We start from the raw sequence: 19,157 nt of genomic DNA on the forward strand, positions 1-19,157 counted from the left end.
ATTCTAACATTTTGTGTGTTAGCACTTTATTCCTCTAAAAGCTGGGTCAGTATATCTTTAGCTGCGACTGCTATTATGGTTCCCGGGCCAAAAATGCCTGATACACCGGCCTGGTAAAGAAAATCATAATCCTTAGGAGGGATTACTCCACCGGCTATTACCATAATATCATCTCTTCCTAATGCTTTCAGTGAATCAATAAGCTGAGGGATGAGTGTTTTATGGCTTGCTGCCAGACTGGAAGCACCTATTACATGCACATCATTTTCAGCTGCCTGACGGGCTACTTCTTCAGGTGTTTGAAATAATGGGCCAATATCAACATCAAAACCCAGGTCAGCAAAGCTGGTAGCTATGACTTTGGCTCCTCGGTCATGCCCATCTTGTCCCATTTTGGCGACCATAATACGAGGTCTGCGGCCTTCGAGCTCAGCAAACTGGTCTGAAAGGGCTTTGGCTTCTTTGAAGTTTTTATCCATATGGGCTTCTTCTGAGTATACGCCTGAAATTGATTTGATGGTGGCTTTGTGTCTTCCAAAAACCTTTTCCATGGCCTCTGAAATTTCTCCTAATGACGCTCGTTCTCGGGCAGCTACTATGGCCGCCTCTAAAAGATTGCCACTGGTTTCTTTTGCAGCTATTTTAGTAAGTAGATCAAGGGCGTGGTTTACCTTATCAGTATCTCTATTTTTCTTTAGCTCCTCTAATCGTCTGAGCTGTTGTTCTCTTACCCGGGTATTATCTACTTCTAAAATATCAAAATCGGGTTGTTCGTCAGTTCGGTATTTGTTTACACCTACTATAATGTCTTTGTTAGAGTCAATTCTTGCTTGTTTTCTAGCCGCAGCTTCCTCTATTCGCATTTTGGGCAAGCCGCTTTCTATAGCTTTAGCCATGCCACCCAGCTCTTCTACTTCCTCTATCAGCTCCCAGGCTTTAGCGGCCAGGTCAGTGGTAAGACTTTCTACATAATAAGAGCCACCCCAGGGGTCTACTACTTTAGTAATATTGGTCTCTTTCTGTAAATAAATCTGAGTATTTCTAGCTATTTGAGCAGAAAAATCAGTGGGTAGGGCAATAGCTTCGTCCAGAGCGTTAGTATGTAAAGATTGCGTGTGTCCGAGGGCCGCGGCCATGGCTTCGGTGCAGGTACGAACCACATTATTATAAGGATCTTGCTCTGTCAGACTCCAGCCAGAGGTTTGGCAATGTGTTCTCAGTGCTAATGATTTCGGGTTTTTAGGGTTAAACTGCTTTACTAGTTTGGCCCAGAGCATTCTTCCGGCTCTCATTTTGGCTATTTCCATAAAATGATTCATGCCTATGGCCCAGAAGAAGGATAGGCGAGGTGCGAAATCATCTATGTCCATGCCAGCTTTTATACCTGTTCTAATATACTCCAATCCATCGGCCAGGGTGTAGGCCAGCTCCAGGTCAGCAGTGGCTCCCGCCTCTTGCATATGATAGCCACTGATGCTGATAGAATTAAAGCGAGGCATATTTTTGGAAGTGTATTCAAAGATATCAGCAATGATTTTCATGGAAGGAGCCGGTGGGTATATATAGGTGTTCCTTACCATAAATTCTTTTAAAATGTCGTTTTGAATGGTGCCACTGAGTTGTTCAGGCTTCACTCCCTGCTCTTCTGCTGCAGCTATATAAAATGCCATGATGGGTATTACTGCGCCGTTCATGGTCATGGAAACGGACATTTTATCTAATGGAATCTCATCGAAGAGCACTTTCATGTCAAGGATGGAGTCAATAGCAACTCCAGCTTTGCCTACATCACCAGCCACTCGCGGGTGGTCAGAATCATAGCCTCGATGTGTAGCCAGGTCAAAGGCCACTGAAAGGCCTTTTTGTCCGGCAGCCAGGTTTCTTTTATAAAAGGCGTTTGATTCCTCCGCGGTAGAGAACCCAGCATACTGACGAATGGTCCACGGCCTGCCAGCATACATGGTGCTGTAGGGGCCTCTCAGGTAGGGCGGTAATCCTGCTGAGAAACTGGTGTGGTTCAGTTTCTTAAAATCCTTTTCAGTATAAGCAGGGTGTATATTGATTTTTTCAGCTGAGAGCCAAGGTTTCGCTGTGTCTGTTGGCTTAGGATCAGGCTGAAATTGATTGTAGTTTATCTTGCTGAAGTCTGGTTTCATGAGGTAGTAGTTTAGATGACGTTCTGAAATTTTTTCCAGGCAACCTGGCTCATCTGGTCTATCATGTTTTCAAGGTAATAGGTGCCGGCCACAGGATCATTAGTAGTGTTTAAGTAGGCTTCTTCCTGTAAAATGGTGGAGGTATTTAGGGCTATTCTTTTTAATAGAGCGCTTTCAGGATCTGAAGGGGATAAAAGTAAGCCGTTGCATCCTCCAATAATAGCAGCCATAGCGGAGGTAGTAGTCTTTAACAGATTGCTTTGAGGTTCGTAGTTTTTCGTAATCCAGGGAGGAGAGGAGCCTAGCAAGTATAAGTCTTCCGGTAAAAAATGCTTGCATCCATAGGCCGAAGCTATTTGGTAGGTCAGCCTCCGTATGGTTTGAACTCTAGCTATTTCTTCAAAATATTTTGTCCCAAGCGGTATATTGAAAAACAGTTTTATGAAGACATTTTCAATGCTATCATATTTAATATTTTCAATAATCTCTATAAGTTGAAGTAAGGCCTGTGCTATGGAGTCAGTATAAGTAAGCTGTGCATCAACTTTTATTTCTAAGGTATGCAGATTATTTAATGGATAGTCAGCTAGTTTATCAGCCTGTAGTCTTTTATTGTTATTAAGAATTATTCCTCTGATTTCCGAAGGATTGTATTTGTTTTTGTCTATAAATCTTACATAGTTATCCAGGTGCTTTTCAGCGTGTTCAGTAATGCTGAAGGATATGCTATATTTAGTAGCGTTTATACCTTCAAGTAGACACTCAAAGTCAACATCCTCAATGTTTTGAAGGTTAAATATTAGTCCCGTAGCTCCCTGATTAATAGCTTCTATGCCTTGCTTATTAGCCGCCTGGGTAGTACTGCTGTTTATGAGTTGGAAGTTGTCCCATTTTCGGGCCGGAGCCTCGAGTTGGTTTGTCTTAAAAAGGCGATTGTCAAAATTGTTTTTTTTGAAGCTGATATCAGAAGAATCGTAGTAGGGAAGCATAGTAAGGTCAGGTTCCGGATGCCAGGAGAATTTTGAGAAAACATCTTCACCTTTTAGCTGTTCCTTGGTTATATTAATCCATTCAACTTTAGAATGGGGTTCAAAATCTTTAAATAGCTCCTTATGTCGATTACTCATAATTTGGTATGTAAGGTTCCTTAGTAAAGTTAGCTGTTTTTAATTAACTTAACTCAGTATGTAGGTTAACATACCAAATTGTAAAAAAATGTGTTATAATATATATAATATAATATACGGCTTTCGTAAGGAGATAAAATGAGAAGTGAAAATTCTTTCCAAATAGACTGCAAGGTCTCTTTTAAGTTCGTGATTTTTTTCTCAATTTTGTTACCCTTTTCTCCAGCAGGAGAAATTTTGAACCATTCTACTTATTAGATAAATAATACATGCACACAGATTGTGAAACAGTATGGGAAGATTGCCTGCGGGTGATCAAAGATAATGTGGCGGAGCAGAGTTTTAACACTTGGTTCAAGCCTATATCTCCATTGAAGTGTTCCGATGATGTGCTTACAATACAGGTGCCTAGTCAGTTTTTTTATGAGTGGCTGGAAGAGCACTATGTGCATGTGTTAAAGAAGGCTATTACCTCAGTAATGGGGCCTAACGCCAGGCTGGAATATTCTGTGATAGTGGATAGGGGAAATAGCAAAAGCTCTCCTCTTTCAGTAAATCTGCCTAATAGGAATACTTCTAAAAACACTAACTTCAATGGCCATTCGCCAAAGGAAGATTATGTATCGCCTTTTCAACTAAAATCGGTAGATTCTCTATACCAGCAATCGCAATTAAATCCGAATAATACCTTTGATTCTTACATAGAAGGAGACTGCAACCGCCTGGCTCGATCAGCTGGGTTTGCGGTAGCTCAAAAGCCAGGGGTAACATCTTTTAACCCTTTAATGCTCTATGGTGGAGTAGGACTAGGGAAGACTCATTTGGTGCAAGCCATAGGTAATGAGATAAAGAATAACAGGATGAATAGCTTTGTGCTGTATGTCTCATCTGAAAAATTCACCAATCAGTTTATAGATGCTCTTAAGAATAATAAAATTCAGGAGTTTCAGAACTACTATATGCAGGTGGATATTTTGATAATAGATGATGTTCAGTTCTTAGCTGGTAAGGAAAGAACACAAGAGATATTCTTCCATATTTTCAATCATTTGCACCAGGCGGGTAAGCAAATAGTTATGACTAGTGATTGCCCTCCGAGAGACCTTAAAGGGCTTCAGGAAAGACTTCTTAGTAGGTTTAAGTGGGGCTTAACTGCTGATTTACAGCAACCTGATTATGAAACCAGGGTGGCTATCATACAGCGTAAAATGCAGTCTGATGGTATTTACATTCCTGATAATGTGGTGGAATACCTGGCTTATAGCGTAGATACTAATATTCGTGAGCTGGAAGGGGTGCTTATTTCATTAATAGCGCATGCCTCTTTAAATAGAGTGGATATTGACCTTGAGCTTGCCAAGCAAACCCTTAAGAATATCGTTCATGATATTGAAACTGAAGTAGGCATAGACTACATTCAGAAAACGGTGAGTGAGTACTTTAAGGTAGATGTAGATTCCTTAAAAGATAAAATCAGGAAAAAGGAAATAGTTATTGCCAGACAGGTAGCTATGTATTTTTCTAAAGAATACACTAATCATTCGCTGAAATCAATTGGGTATCATTTTGGAGGTCGTGACCATAGTACGGTGATTCACGCAGTACAGTCGGTTAATGATATGATGGATACCAATGCTACTTTCAAATCTCAGGTAGAAGAGCTTCGTAAAAAGCTCAAGATGCGCTCTGTTTAATTATTTCGGATAACTTCGTTATGGCTGTTTCGGCTTCGTTATAGTTTAGAGAAGCAAAACCCAATCTCATTGCATTGTATTTTATAATATGCTGCTTGTCTACATTTACAGATAGGCCATGATTATGAGCGCTGTTTAATGCTTGCTTCAGAGGAATTTCTTTGTTAAAAGTGGTCCAAATGGCCATGCCTCCTTCAGGAGTAGTGAAGTGAGTGTAATCACCTAAATGCAGCTTTAGTAGTTTACAGAAATGATCTCTCCGTCCTTTGTACTCTTTTACGGTCTTTTTTAAATGCCTGTTCAATTCACCAGAAATAATGCTTTCTGCTATTACTCTTTCTATTACCGGATCACCCTGACGGTCCACTATTCTTCTTATTTTAGAAAGCTCATCAATAAATTCAGGGTGCGCAGTAATGTACCCGACCCTGATAGATGGAGCAAATATTTTGCTAAATGACCCAATGTACGCCACATGAGCCTTATGGTTTAAGCTGGCTAGTGGTAATAAAGGACTGCTGCTGTAATGGAAATCATAATCGTAGTCATCTTCTATAACTGTGAAATTGTATTTTAAAGATAGTTCAAGGAGTTTGATTCTGCGGTGGTTAGAGAGCGTGACGGTAGTAGGGAAATGATGATGAGGAGTAATGTATACCAGTTTTACCTGATTCTTTTTGCAAAATGCTTCTAGTTCATCGGTATTAAGGCCTTCTTTATCTACTGTTATCCTGTGAATTTTAGCTCCGGTGTATTGAATGGTCCAGTCTGCAGCATCATAACTGGAGTCTCCTACTATCGCATAGTCCGAAGGCTTTAGGGTGGCGGAAGCTATGAGAAAGATTCCCATTTGGCTGCCCCGTGTGATTAAAATATGGTCTGGGGTAATATTCATTCCTCGGGTCTCAGCCAGGTAGCGGGCAAGCTCTTTCCTTAAGGTTTCATCACCTTTAACGTCATTATATTTCAATAATAGCTTCCCGTATTTTGATTTACTAAAAGACTTACACTCTTTATATATCCAGTCGATCGGTGCTAATCTATGGTCTGGTGAGCCATCATTAATCTCAAGCGTATTTATTGCTTGTGGGGAATATGGTGGTATGAAATTGAAGTTATTATAAACAGGATTGCCGCTGGTGTCTTCAGTTGTATTTGTCTCCTGTAATGGTTTTGGACTAATAATAGGTAAATTCTCACTTACAAAAGTGCCTTTAGATGGCATGCTATACAGCCAGCCTTGCGCGGTAAGTTCATCATAAGCCTGTATAACCGTTTTTCTGTTGATTTCTAAAAGATCGGACATTCCTCGGCTGCCGGGTATTTTATGTCCTTTGGCTAGTTTCCCAGAAGAAATAAGCCTTATGATATTATTGGCTATTTGCAAATAAATAGGAGAGCTGCTCGTTTCACTAATTGCTAATGTTGATTTCCACGGGAACATACCGGACCATCTGTTAATTTGTAATTGGCTCCTTAAGGTAGTCCACTTTTTGGTTTATTTTGACAAATAATCCAAAAATTAATGAAACATGGAACAGTATAACATTACCAATCGAAACAAAGTAAAACGTGTGGCTAAAAGAGCTTCATATGATAAGGAGGCTGTTTATAAAGTGTTAGATGACAGTTTTTTATGTCATATTAGTTTTGTGGTGGCTGATCAGCCTTTTATTATTCCTACAATTTATGGCAGAAAAAGGAATACGCTATTTATTCATGGGGCTACTACCAGTAGAATGATAAAGACATTGCATGAAGGGGTAGAAATGAGTTTGGCAGTAACTCATTTAGATGGTATTGTTTTGGCGAGATCTGCTTTTCATCATTCCGCTAATTACCGTTCTGTCGTGGTGTTTGGAAGAGCGGTGCCTGTAGCTGATGAGGATAAGGAAGAAGCCTTATTTATAATTTCAGAACAGGTGATGCCTGGCAGATGGGAAGAAGTGAGAAAGCCGAATGCTAAGGAGTTAAAAGCTACTTCTGTTCTCGCTGTAGATATAGAGCAGGCATCAGTAAAGATAAGGCAAGGAGGTCCTGTTGATGATAAGGAAGATTATGAGTTAGACGTATGGGCCGGATTGGTGCCTTTAACCTTAAAAAAATCAGAGCCTATAGGAGATGATTTTAGTCATAATATGAAAGTTTCTGGCTCCATAAGGAATTATTTACAGAATGGTTTTGTATAATGGGGCGTGCCGGTAAAATGAATACAGCGCTTAACATGAAAATCGAAAAAAAGTTTATGTAATAAGGTAAATTAATTATAATTTTAAGTGATATGACTTGGAAGAGGCTAAACTTTATTTATTTGGATTTTTAAAAAATTAATGCGCAATAACCTGGCGAAAATCTAAAGAGTCCAATTACCCATCTTATAATTCTCGTGTTGGGAGAGCCAACAAAATTTTTTAAATACACAAGAATGAAAATTAAATTCAATGGCAGGAAGAGCCCTGCTTTTTATGCAGAAGTAAGAAAGGAAGTAGATGCTTATTTTAAAGACAATAATATAGGCAAACATGCTAACGGAGAAATGATAATGAAATCCGTGTTTTTTCTGGGCTCCCTGGTTTTAGTATATTTTATGATATTATTCGGAGGGTTTAATATGTGGGTAAATTTATTACTCGCAATTCTCATAGGTATGATCCAGGCTTTCATTGGTTTTAATGTAAGTCATGATGCTATTCATGGGGCATATTCTTCTAAAAGGAGTGTTAATCAGGTTTTGAGTATGAGTTTTAACCTAATAGGGGCAAACGCCTATGTTTGGAAAATAACTCATAATCAGGTGCATCATACCTATACTAATATACCTGGGCATGATGAGGATTTGGATGTAGCTCCTGGTTTGGTGAGGCTTTCTCCTATGGAAAAAATGAAGCCAATGATGAGATATCAGCATTTATATGCTTTCTTTTTATATGGATTGGCTTCTCTGTCTTGGGTGTTTCGTAAGGATTATATGAAATTCTTTAAAAAGGAAATAGGTTGTACGGATAATACCAATCATCCACGTAAAGAGTATTTTAACTTATTCTTTTACAAAATTCTCTATTATACTCTTTTTATAGTAGTGCCTTTATTAGTTATGGATATTACGTGGTGGCAGTTTATCATAGGCTTTTTTATGATGCACTGGGCCGAAGGTCTTGTTTTAGGATTGGTCTTTCAGCTGGCGCACGTGGTAGAAGGTACTGACTTTCCTGAACCTGGAGAAGAAGGTCAGGTAGATGAGAGCTGGGCTATCCATCAAATGATGACAACAGCAGACTTTTCAAGAGATAGCTGGACAGCCAAATTCTTTTGTGGAGGTTTGAATTTTCAGGTAGAACATCATTTGTTTCCTAATATTTGTCATGTACACTATCCTGAAATTTCTAAGATAGTGGAGCGAGTAGCTAAGAAACATAATGTTCCTTTTCATGAAAATAAAACCTTTAAAGGAGCATTAAACTCACACTATAAAATGCTTAAGAAATTTGGTAGAGAAGAGTTTCACGCCCCTGTACCAGCAGCAGTATAAGTATAGTCTGACAATAATTCCTGGGTGATGTCTGTTCCTCCTTTCAAATTAATATATAATGATTTGATGGTGTAAAGAGGCCCCCAGGGTAATCCCCACCAGCCAAGAAGCACAGATAGGCAAATAAAGCTGATGCTGTGCTTGGTTGTTGATTCTCCTGCTTTTATAAAATAAATGTCACTATTGTTCTTGAAGGTGAGTATTATTATGGAGATGCAATATTGAAATTTCACAAACTTGGCTCCATTCTGAAGTTCATGATGAATTTCGTCGGCAGTAAGGCTGTCAATATTTTTTATTATAGGCATTAGGTGATTGTTTAGGTATTCCTACTCTTATGGCTTTTCGGTACGCCCCGTTTTTCTGGTTACTGGTCTCCGTAGTTTAATAATGCTAATTTACTAAGGAGTCACCTGCATTAATGATAGTCTCAATTAAGGAGATGTAACTTTTACCAGGTCTTTACTGCATTTTCAATATGTCAGCGAGTATATTTATGCTGAGTAGTACCTGTATACTCACCTGTCAATATTGGTCAATAAAATTGAAAAAGGTAATTTTGCGAATACTGATTTGATGATTTTATCTGTTTATGAACCATTTGGCGGCTTTTAAGATAAAATCGATATTACAAAGGAGTAGTATAGAAGACGAGGTTGATTAAAAGATAATAACAATGATTACCAAAGCAATAAAAAAGGCATTTGTGCATGCAGAGAGAAAAGGATGGGATAGAACATACTGGGCCTTTGACATTCATGATACCATCATTAAACCTAACTGGTCAACCAAAGAGATTCCAACTGAATTTTATCCTCTGGCTAAAGAAACATTACAAATTATTACCAAAAGGAAGGATGTAGTAAGTATCCTATATACCTGTTCACATCCGCATGAGTTAAAAAATTACCTCCGTTTCTTTGAGGAGAATAATATTTTTTTTGATTATGTAAATGAAAACCCTGAAGTGAGGAGTGAGAACTATGGCTATTATGAAAATAAGCCGTATTTCAATGTTTTATTTGAAGATAAGGCAGGTTTTGATCCGCTTGAAGATTGGGAAGAAGTGATGGCTTTAATGACATCTGATAGCTTAAATACTAGTAGTAACTAAATATATAATGAAGCCTCATTTTGGGCTTACAATACCATTTACATGAAAAAAATATTATTCCACACTACTGACTATGACTATTTAGCTCAGCAGGTTCTATTATCTAATAAGCTTGAAGCAGGAGAGGTGGAGGTGAGAAAGTTTTCTGACGGCGAGCGCTATCAGAGGATTCTCACAGAAGTGGAAGATAGGAATATCATACTATTAGGAGGTACTATTAATGATGAAGCCACCCTGGAGATTTATGATCTGGCTTCTACCATCGTGAGTTTAGGAGCGAATTCATTACGTTTGGTGGTTCCATATTTTGGTTACTCTACCATGGAGAGAAGGGTGAGAGAGGGAGAAGTAGTAGCCGCTAAAACCAGAGCCAAACTGTTAAGTAACATTCCTAACAGCTATAAGGGAAACCGTATATTTCTGTTTGATTTACATACAGAAGGAATACCACACTATTTTGAAAGTAACATCAGGGCAGTACATATTTATTGCAAATCTATTGTGCATGATGCAGCCAGGGAATACGGAGGAGATAACTTTGTTATGGCTAGTACTGATGCCGGTAGGGCAAAATGGGTGGAGTCTTTAGCCAATGATCTGGGCGTAAATGCAGCTTTTGTTTTGAAAAGAAGATTGGAGGGAGATCAGACAGAGATTAGTGCTGTTAATGCAGATGTTCATGGTAAAACGGTAATTATCTATGATGATATGATCCGATCAGGAGGTAGCATTGTCAATGCTGCGAAGGTATACCATGAGGCTGGTGCTGAAAAAATTTATGTGATAACCACTCACGGTTTGTTTATTAAGAATGGTTTTGAGAGGTTGAAAAACTGTGGGCTTATAGAAAAAGTGATCACGTGTGATACTCACCCTAATGTAATGAAAATAGAAGATGATTTTCTGGAAGTGAGGAGCGTATCTGATTTAGTAAATGAGATAGCGATGCACTAACCAAGACTTTAAAAGTGAAAAAGGCCTTTAAGAATAGTTTCTTAAAGGCCTTTTTTATGCTTGTTATTCAGTTTCTAAAATTGGGCTTTTCTCAGATACGCCGTTTTCACTAAAGGCTTCTACCTGATAATAATATTTTTGATCTATGTTTAACGCTCTTAGTTCATAGGCATTTTTTTCATAAATCATTACAGAGTTATTTAATCTGTCTTTGCTTATTCCCCAGTACACCACATAGCCTATGGCTGAGTCAGAAGGCTCCCAGGTTAAATCGGTATTTCTTCTATCTTCCTGTCTGTTAGCTTTGAAATTTGCGGGAGTAACAGGTACAGCCTCATGGCCCTTTCCAAACACTCTGAAGTCTGATATGGCTAGGTACTGATGAGGAATATGTATATTGTTATAACGAACATAACGAGCTTCTACGGGCTCTTCTAGCTCTATATAAGCATGGGGCTGATCTCTTTCATTTTTGCTATAGTCAATCATGGTACTCCAGTTTTTGCCATCAGTAGAGTAGTCAATGGTAAATTGATATTTCAAAGTATCAGGCCTTCCGAAAATGTTAGAGTTGAAATCCTGAAAGTTCAGCTGTACAGCGTTGACCGTCATCTCTTTTTCTAAATCTACCTGAAGGTAGAGCGAGTCACTGCTATTGGCGGCTACCCAGTAAGTACGTATGTTTTCATCTGTAACCATAGCAGCAGAGTAATCAGGCTCTTCTTGCTCAAGCATAAAGCCGGTGTCACTCTCATCTACCACTTTGCGTTCTACTCCGCTTATGGTAGAGTTGCTAGTGGCAGGCTTTTTATAAGTCAATAACATCCAGCCTGTAAAACGATTTTTGTTGTCCTCTAACTCTACATGGGGTAGGTAATGAGGGTAATCTCCATAGGCAGTGTTTACATACATTTGTTCGCCTTCAAAACCTGCTGGGAACATACCTATTCTTCTTTCAAACTTATAGTTTACAGAAATGGGCATGCTGGCGAAGTGCCAGTAATGACCTTGATTATCTTTAACGGTGCTACCATGACCAGCGCCGGTAAGGAAGCCTCCTGGTTTGTATGAAATAGGGTTATATGGAGCATATTCAAATGGTCCTAGCGGATTATCACTAGTATAAACACCATCAGCGTAAACGTTCCACTGGGTGCCAGGGGCACTGTATTCCAGATAATATTTTCCGTTGTGCTTGCTCATCCACGGGCCTTCAAGATAAGGATCTATGTCTGATTTATGATCCTGTCCAAAGCGCTCCCAGCCGTGCTCATCAGGGTGAAGTTTAAAAAGATCTTGTTGCTCTCCTTTAGGTACAAAATGGTTATTTGGATCTAACTCTACCACTCTTAAAGGATAAAGGTTAGATGATTCTTCGTATAAATACACTTTGCCATCATCATCTACAAACAAGTCAGGATCTTGAATTGAAATAGGAATTACACTGTATGTAGTTTGCCAGTTGCCTAATTCAGGGTTGTTGGTTTTAATAACGGCTCCATGGCCTGAAGGGTCTCCCAATACAATAATTTCATCATTAAGAACGGCAGCGGCCGGAGCGTTGCTACCATTAAAATACCAGCTTTGTGGTTTTATAAACTTCCAATTGCTCATGTCATCAGATACCCAATAACCATGAGAACGGGTCACAAACATATAATACTTTCCTTTGTAATTAATCACCGCCGGGTCAGCTCCTGATCGGTAAGAAACGCCTCTATATGCATAGTGAGACATGTAGCTGTAATCTATGTCTACAGGATTACAATACGTGTCAAACTCAGTAGTTTTGGTTTGTTTTTCGGGTACAGATGACTCCTTTTCTTTAGATGTGCAGCTGGCCATTATTATGAATAAAATGAACAGCATGCCCATATTGCTACGCCTTATTTTCATTGCTCATCTACGTTTTTAGTTATGCCTGCAAATAAAGGACAAAAAAAAGCCATCTGGTTAAGATGGCTGATTTTTAATCGTATGATGTATGTCACTTTTCGTTGTAGATGTGAACATCGCGCTGAGGGAATGGAATAGAGATTCCGTTTTTGTCAAATTCTAACTTTACATTTTCCTGAAAGTCCCAGTAGACATCCCAATAATCGGCACGGTTTACCCAGGGTCTCACATTGAAGTTTACAGAGCTATCTCCCAGGCTGGCTACTGTTACAGAAGGAGCAGGATCTTCCAATACTCGCTCATCTGACTTTACCATGTTTTGAAGTATCTCTTTGGCCTTTTTAATATCGTCATCATAGCCTATACCGAAAACCAAATCCACTCTTCGGGTATCATTGGCTGAGTAATTTTTGATAGAATTGTTAGATAATTGCCCGTTAGGAACGGTGATTCTTACGTTATCAGGGGTAGCGAGTATGGTATGGAAAATCTGAATTTCTTTCACCGTACCGGCTACACTTCCTCCATCAATATAATCACCTACTCTAAAAGGTTTTAGGGTAAGAATGATAACACCGCCAGCAAAATTTTGTAGAGTGCCTTGCAACGCTAAGCCTACAGCCAAACCTGCAGCACCAATAATTGCTACAAATGAGGTCATCTCTATACCTAAAGTGGCCAATACGCTTAATATCAATAATATTAAGAGTATGTTATGAAAAAGACTTTTGAGAAAAGGCTTCAGAGATGCGTCAAAATTTCGGCTGTCCATAAACTTGTAAAAAGTTCTGGATAAGAATTTTACTACCTGCAATCCTATTATGAGGATTACAGCAGCTTTGATAATCATTAGGCCTAGCTCTACCCCTCTAGTAGCGAGAAAGGTTTTGGCCTGCTCTAGGTATTCCATTTTATTGAGGTTTATTTATTTTATTGAAACGTCTTCTCATCAGAGTTGTTCAATCCTTTGAATATCAGCCCCTAATAAATTTAATCTCTCATCTATATTTTGATATCCTCTATCTATCTGCTCTACATTTGATATTACACTTTCACCTTCAGCTGATAAAGCGGCAATAAGTAATGATACTCCGGCTCTTATATCAGGTGATGACATTTTAATGCCACGTAAAGGCTGTTTTCTGTCCAAGCCTATAACAGTAGCTCTGTGAGGATCACACAAAATAATCTGTGCTCCCATGTCTATTAGCTTATCTACAAAGAATAAACGACTTTCAAACATCTTTTGATGTACCAGCACGGTGCCTTTTGCCTGTATGGCTGTTACTAACACAATGCTGAGTAGGTCAGGAGTAAAGCCTGGCCATGGTGCATCAGCTACAGTCATGATAGAACCATCAATAAAAGTATCTATCTCGTAGCGCTTTTGTTCCGGAATTATAATGTCATCATCTTTAATGATCATATTAACTCCCAACCTTTTAAACACATCAGGTATAAGTCCTAAGTGCTCTACGCCGGCATTTTTAATGGTAATTTCTGATTGTGTCATAGCAGCCAGGCCAATAAAACTGCCTATTTCAATCATATCAGGAAGTAAGGTATGCTCAGTACCACCTAGTTGATCCACCCCCTCAATGGTCAGTAGGTTTGAGCCTATTCCCTGAATTTTAGCTCCCATACGATTGAGCATTTTACATAGCTGTTGTATGTAAGGCTCGCAGGCAGCATTATAAATAGTAGTTTTGCCTTTAGCCAGTACAGCTGCCATAAGTACGTTAGCTGTTCCGGTTACTGAGGCCTCATCTAAGAGCATGTAAGCTCCATGCAGGTTAGAAGCATCGATAGTATAAAAACTGTCTTTAGAAGAGTAGTTAAACTTAGCTCCCAGCTTTATAAAGCCTAGAAAGTGAGTATCTAATCTTCTTCTGCCTATTTTATCACCTCCGGGCTTAGGTATTTTGGCTTTGCCATAGCGAGCCAAAAGAGGTCCCAGGATCATGATAGATCCTCTTAAAGAAGCGGCTTTGTTTTTATATTGATCTGACTCTAGAAAATCTACATTTAAATTTTTAGCTGTAATTCGGTATGATTCGGAATCCAGCTTTTCTACGCTGGCACCTAAATCGCCTACCAGCTCTATAAGTTTGTTTACATCCCTGATGTTAGGGATCTTGTGTAAAGTAACGGGTTCCTCTGTAAGTAGAGTGGCCGCTATAATTTGGAGAGCTTCGTTTTTGGCTCCCTGTGGTATTATTTCTCCTTTGAGGGTGTTGCCTCCCTGAATCTTGAAAGAACTCATTAATTTTTTCTTCTCCTTCTGTTGTTTGATTTGCGGTTATCATTTTTTGAAGACCTTTGGTTGTTGGTCTTGCGCTTGTTTTTATAAAGCCTTTCAAACAGATTGTCTTCCTTTACTTTCTCTAAGTCGATGTCTAGCTTACCCTTAGAAATGCTCTTCATATTCTCAAGAATAATAGCATCATCGATTACCTCATTGTTCCAGCTGCTGTAGAAGCTCTTCATCAGTTTGCCTATATAAATGATAGCCTCTTCTTTTTCCTGAGGGTCCTCTTTATCAATCGCCTGGTTAATTAAAAGCTCTATGTTTCTACCATAGTGTTTATATTTAACATTATAGTAAACATAGTCCAGTCTCTTGGGCTTTTTATTGATTACTGATTGCTCAGGAGGAGGGAAAGGTCCGTCTATCTCCAAATCAAAATCAGCCATGATGTAAAGGTCATCCCAAAGCTTCTGGTTGGTTTCAATAGTTTCTTTAACAGAAGGAGTCACTTGTCTCATCAGCTCTATTAGTGTAGCTGCCTTTTGAGAGCGCTCTTCTTTGTCTTCTATTGTTTTAATATACTTTACCAGCTTTTGTACATTCCTGCCGTATTCTCTAAGTATCAAAGCAGGTTGGCTTGTGTTATATTCCATTAATTATAAGGGGATTAATCTCTAATTTGAGTGTATTCTTAATTTAGCAAAACTAAGTAATAAAGTTTTTTCTCCAAAGTCGTCAAAATGCACCTTGGCTTTGCGATTAGCGCCACTTTCGTCCATTTCCATCACTTTACCGTAGCCAAATTTAGGATGTTCTACCTTCATGCCTGCTTTTAGGGTGGAGGTATCACTTGGTTTAAAGTCCATCGGTGCTTTATAGTTAGACTTTCTGGTTACGGGCTGTGAAGATGTGGTTCTTTTTATACCGCTAACAAAGCTTTTGGCAAAATCTCCATTACCTTCAGAAGAAGGTCTTGATTCTACCTTAGTATGCCGTTTGCTTACTTTTATAAACGAAGGATCTATTTCATCAATAAATCGGCTAGGTTCACAGTTTTTTAATCTACCGAAACGATAGCGTGACAGAGCATATGACAAGTAGAGTTTGTGCTCAGCTCTTGTAATTGCCACATAGAAAAGACGTCTTTCTTCTTCCAGATCTGCTCTACTACTCAGCATCATTTGCGACGGGAAAAGATCCTCTTCCATACCTACAATATACACATTTTTAAACTCAAGTCCTTTGGCCATGTGTATAGTCATCATGGTGACTTTGTCATCGTCATCATCCTTGTCATTATCCACTCCGGTGATTAGCGCTATTTCTTGTAAGAAAGAGCCTAGTGATTTGTCTTCCTTTTCAGGATCATCAACAAATTCCTTTACCGCGTTGAGAAGTTCTTGAACGTTTTCATACCGGCTAAGTCCTTCTACCGTTTTATCTTCATAAAGTGCTTTAAGTATGCCAGATCCTTTGGCTATAAGATTGGCCGCTTCAAACGCATCTTTGTTTTCAATATCTATTTTGAAACGCTTAATTAAGCTAACAAAATCAATTACGGCATTAGCAACTCTGCCCGGAATGTATGAACTAATGTTAGTGAGAACATCCCAAAGACCAATGTTGTTTTCATTGGCCGCTACAATTATTTTGTCAAGGCTGGAATCACCAATACCACGCTTAGGGTAATTGATTATCCGTCTTAAAGACTGTTCGTCATTATGGTTAATAGAATACCTCAGATAAGCCATTAAGTCTTTGATCTCCTTTCTCTGGTAGAAAGAAAGACCACCCACTATTTTGTACTTAATGTTCATCCTTCTTAGGGCTTCTTCCATAGCACGTGACTGACTATTGGTTCTATAAAGGATAGCAAAATCACTATTTTTAAGATGATTTTGCATTTTCTCTTCGAAAATAGATGAGGCTACCAGCTTTCCTTCTTCGTTATCTGAAGTGGCTCGTAGTAGTTCTATTAGAGTACCTAAATCATTATCAGTCCAGACATTTTTCTTGAGCTGAGCGCGGTTTTTACTAATAATAGAGTTGGCCGCGTTTACTATGTTTTTAGTAGAACGATAGTTTTGTTCCAGCTTTATAACCCTTAAGTCAGGGTAATCTTTTTCAAAATTGAGTATGTTTTGAATATCAGCACCACGGAAGGCGTAGATACTTTGTGCATCATCACCCACCACACAAATGTTTTGACGTACGGCAGAGAGCTTTTTGGTAATGAGATACTGAGATATGTTAGTATCCTGAAACTCATCGACCATAACATAATGAAAGCGTTGCTGATATTTATTAAGCACATCCAGATGCTCTTTAAAAAGCACGTTGGTGTTAAACAGCAGGTCATCAAAGTCCATGGCTCCAGCTTTAAAGCAGCGCTCAGAGTAGGTTTTATATATTCTACCCAGCTCAGGCTTCATATTGCTTTCGTCGTCAGCTCGGTAAATTGGGTTTTTGATGTATTCTCTCCATGATATAAGGCGGTTTTTAGCTCCAGAAATACGGTTAAGTACCACATTAGGCTTATATACCTTATCATCAAGGTTCATTTCTTTTACTATTGATTTGATGAGCTGTTTGGCATCATCAGCATCATAGATAGTGAAGTTGCTAGGGTAGCCAAGCTTATCGGCCTCAGACCTGAGTATACGCGCAAATACAGAGTGGAAAGTACCCATCCATAGGTTACGGGCATCAGTGCCTACTACCTTCTCTATACGGTCGCGCATTTCTTTGGCGGCCTTGTTTGTAAATGTAAGTGATAATATATTAAAAGGATCAACTCCTTTTTTTTCCATCAGGTAAGCAATACGGTAAGTTAGTACTCTTGTTTTTCCCGAACCCGCACCCGCGATAATCATGGTAGGACCTTCTGTGTTTACCACGCCTTCATATTGAGGCTCGTTGAGGCTTTTTAAATAATCCATTCTCGAACTTTAATCCTTCCTGTTTAGATTTCCAACATCCAAAATTAATTGAATATAATGAGAATTTTAGAAGGAACAGCGATTAATGAGAAATTAATGTCAGAAGCAAGGGAGATCAAAGGAATATTAATATTTAAAGTGAAATATGTAATTAAATTATCTGAAATGATCTTTTTGTCTTTAATCCCTGTTTAGCAATTTTGATCAGTATAAATTTGTGATATGATAGAGCTGGATAATGTCATTTTATCAGATGACGTAAAGGAAAAATTCTTTGTTTGTAATATAGACAAGTGTAAAGGAGCTTGCTGCGTGGAGGGAGACCTGGGTGCTCCGCTAGAAGAAAGTGAACTTCAGATTTTGGATGATATCTATGAAGAGGTGAAGCCTTATCTTTCTGAGGAAGGTAAAAAGGCCATATCGGAACAAGGGAGATATATTTTAGACGATGATGATGATTTTTCTACACCTACCATAGATGGTAAAGAGTGTGCTTATGCTGTGTATGATGAAAAAGGAATTTTGAAATGCGGTATAGAGCAAGCTCAGCTAGAAGGAAAGATATCCTATAAAAAGCCGATAAGCTGCCATTTATACCCGGTTAGAATAACTAAATATGATGAGTTTGACGCACTGAATTATGATAGGTGGGATATTTGTGATGATGCCTGCACATTAGGATCTGAGTTACAGGTGCCCATTTATAAATTTGTGAAGGATGCACTCATCAGGAAGTATGGCGAAGTATGGTATGATAAGCTTGTGAAAACCATAGAGGAGGAGGGGTAATTATAATTGCCCTTTGGGAGGTTCTGGCTTTTTATGGCATATTAAAGGGCACGTAAAAGGCCAGACGAAACTCCAATATGTTATCATTGCCACCATCACCTAATTCAGAAATGTTATCTATGTAATTGGTCATGGTATTTAATAGGCCTGCCTGAAAACCCACCCCCCATTCGTTAGGAAGGAAATAGATAGCCCCAACCGATGTAGGAAGCATCAAAGTTAAATTGCTATAGGTCTCGTCACTATTTCGGGTATTGCTTTGATCTGAAAGGTTATTACCATCTTCATCTTTAGGGTTAAACCGAAATAACCCGATACCCTGGCTTATATAAACGATTACTTGCTCTTTTTTGATGATGTTATAATGAAGGTCATAGTTAATAAAGAGGTAGCTAGTTTTGAAGTATCTGTTCGGAGTGGCTTCCAGATTGTCATTGAGTCTAAACTGACTGTTTTCTCCTCTTACACTGCCTATTCCTAAGTTAAAATTACCATTGAACTTCCTGTTTTTATTAAGCTGCAAGCCTATGTGAAAGAGCGCTCCATACTGATCATACTGGCTTAGGTCTCCATTATAAGCACTCATAGAAAGACCGGCATGTAACCAAGGCGTTTTTAGCTCTTGAGCCCATACTGTGTGAATGGTTAAAACGGAAAAAAAGAAGTATTATAGTAAAACGCATATCTTTCTAGTCTAAGTTAAAGGTATTG

Annotated in this window: 16 protein-coding genes; 6 read left to right on the forward strand and 10 right to left on the reverse strand. The window is 38.8% G+C overall.

All coding sequences use genetic code 11. The annotated features are described in order from the left end of the window. Positions 1-26: 26 nt before the first annotated feature. Positions 27-2,156 (reverse strand): methylmalonyl-CoA mutase, encoded by a 2,130-nt coding sequence (scpA, locus tag LVD15_RS13325; RefSeq protein ID WP_233780813.1) that lies wholly within the window; start codon positions 2,154-2,156, stop codon positions 27-29. A gap of 11 nt (positions 2,157-2,167) precedes the next feature. Then, positions 2,168-3,283 (reverse strand): methylmalonyl-CoA mutase family protein, encoded by a 1,116-nt coding sequence (locus LVD15_RS13330; protein WP_233780814.1) that lies wholly within the window; start codon positions 3,281-3,283, stop codon positions 2,168-2,170. Positions 3,284-3,552: 269 nt separating this feature from the next. Here LVD15_RS13330 and dnaA point away from each other — a divergent pair, with 269 nt between their 5' ends. Next, positions 3,553-4,977, forward strand: coding sequence for a chromosomal replication initiator protein DnaA (dnaA, locus tag LVD15_RS13335; RefSeq protein ID WP_233780815.1), 1,425 nt, complete (start codon positions 3,553-3,555; stop codon positions 4,975-4,977). Here dnaA and pdxR read toward each other — a convergent pair. Beyond that, positions 4,958-6,421: a MocR-like pyridoxine biosynthesis transcription factor PdxR gene (pdxR, locus tag LVD15_RS13340; protein WP_233780816.1), complete on the reverse strand. Its 1,464-nt coding sequence runs from the start codon at positions 6,419-6,421 to the stop codon at positions 4,958-4,960. The two genes, dnaA and pdxR, sit on opposite strands and share 20 nt — an antisense overlap. A gap of 88 nt (positions 6,422-6,509) precedes the next feature. Here pdxR and LVD15_RS13345 point away from each other — a divergent pair, with 88 nt between their 5' ends. Both LVD15_RS13345 and LVD15_RS13350 read left to right on the forward strand, forming a co-directional pair. Next, positions 6,510-7,166: a pyridoxamine 5'-phosphate oxidase family protein gene (locus tag LVD15_RS13345; RefSeq protein ID WP_233780817.1), complete on the forward strand. Its 657-nt coding sequence runs from the start codon at positions 6,510-6,512 to the stop codon at positions 7,164-7,166. Between the two features lie 236 nt (positions 7,167-7,402). After that, a complete protein-coding gene (locus LVD15_RS13350) occupies positions 7,403-8,506 on the forward strand; it encodes a fatty acid desaturase family protein (protein WP_233780818.1) in 1,104 nt (367 codons plus the stop codon). On the opposite strand, the gene LVD15_RS13355 is transcribed toward LVD15_RS13350, so the two are convergent. Further along, entirely contained in the window at positions 8,479-8,814 is a 336-nt protein-coding gene (locus LVD15_RS13355; protein ID WP_233780819.1) for a hypothetical protein, read from the reverse strand. The genes LVD15_RS13350 and LVD15_RS13355 overlap by 28 nt on opposite strands. 368 nt (positions 8,815-9,182) lie before the next feature. Here LVD15_RS13355 and LVD15_RS13360 point away from each other — a divergent pair, with 368 nt between their 5' ends. Together LVD15_RS13360 and LVD15_RS13365 are read left to right on the forward strand one after the other, a co-directional pair. Further along, the gene (locus LVD15_RS13360) at positions 9,183-9,620 is read left to right on the forward strand and encodes a hypothetical protein (protein WP_233780820.1); all 438 of its coding nucleotides are present in this window, start codon (positions 9,183-9,185) and stop codon (positions 9,618-9,620) included. Between the two features lie 42 nt (positions 9,621-9,662). Further along, on the forward strand, positions 9,663-10,574 hold the full coding sequence (locus LVD15_RS13365) for a ribose-phosphate diphosphokinase (RefSeq protein ID WP_233780821.1): 912 nt from the start codon (positions 9,663-9,665) through the stop codon (positions 10,572-10,574). A 63-nt stretch (positions 10,575-10,637) separates the two neighbouring features. Here LVD15_RS13365 and LVD15_RS13370 read toward each other — a convergent pair whose 3' ends face one another. The 5 genes from LVD15_RS13370 to LVD15_RS13390 form a co-directional block, all read right to left on the reverse strand. After that, positions 10,638-12,470 (reverse strand): family 43 glycosylhydrolase, encoded by a 1,833-nt coding sequence (locus LVD15_RS13370; protein ID WP_233780822.1) that lies wholly within the window; start codon positions 12,468-12,470, stop codon positions 10,638-10,640. Between the two features lie 91 nt (positions 12,471-12,561). Further along, positions 12,562-13,380, reverse strand: a complete 819-nt coding sequence (locus tag LVD15_RS13375; protein WP_233780823.1) for a mechanosensitive ion channel family protein — start codon at positions 13,378-13,380, stop codon at positions 12,562-12,564. A gap of 39 nt (positions 13,381-13,419) precedes the next feature. Continuing rightward, entirely contained in the window at positions 13,420-14,733 is a 1,314-nt protein-coding gene (gene murA / locus LVD15_RS13380) for a UDP-N-acetylglucosamine 1-carboxyvinyltransferase (protein WP_233780824.1), read from the reverse strand. Continuing rightward, a complete protein-coding gene (locus tag LVD15_RS13385; RefSeq protein ID WP_233780825.1) occupies positions 14,733-15,371 on the reverse strand; it encodes a DUF4290 domain-containing protein in 639 nt (212 codons plus the stop codon). Before LVD15_RS13385 ends, murA begins: the two co-directional genes overlap by 1 nt. Before the next feature lie 21 nt (positions 15,372-15,392). Beyond that, complete coding sequence (locus LVD15_RS13390) at positions 15,393-17,657, reverse strand: ATP-dependent helicase (RefSeq protein WP_233780826.1); 2,265 nt, start codon at positions 17,655-17,657, stop codon at positions 15,393-15,395. A 222-nt stretch (positions 17,658-17,879) separates the two neighbouring features. On the opposite strand from LVD15_RS13390, the gene LVD15_RS13395 reads away from it, so the two are divergent. After that, positions 17,880-18,446, forward strand: coding sequence for a DUF3109 family protein (locus LVD15_RS13395; protein WP_233780827.1), 567 nt, complete (start codon positions 17,880-17,882; stop codon positions 18,444-18,446). Positions 18,447-18,477: 31 nt separating this feature from the next. Here LVD15_RS13395 and LVD15_RS13400 read toward each other — a convergent pair whose 3' ends face one another. Further along, positions 18,478-19,032: a hypothetical protein gene (locus LVD15_RS13400; protein WP_233780828.1), complete on the reverse strand. Its 555-nt coding sequence runs from the start codon at positions 19,030-19,032 to the stop codon at positions 18,478-18,480. Positions 19,033-19,157 lie beyond the last annotated feature (125 nt).

The sequence above is a fragment of the Fulvivirga maritima genome, assembly GCF_021389955.1.
In the GTDB taxonomy this organism is placed as follows: Bacteria; Bacteroidota; Bacteroidia; order Cytophagales; family Cyclobacteriaceae; genus Fulvivirga; species Fulvivirga maritima.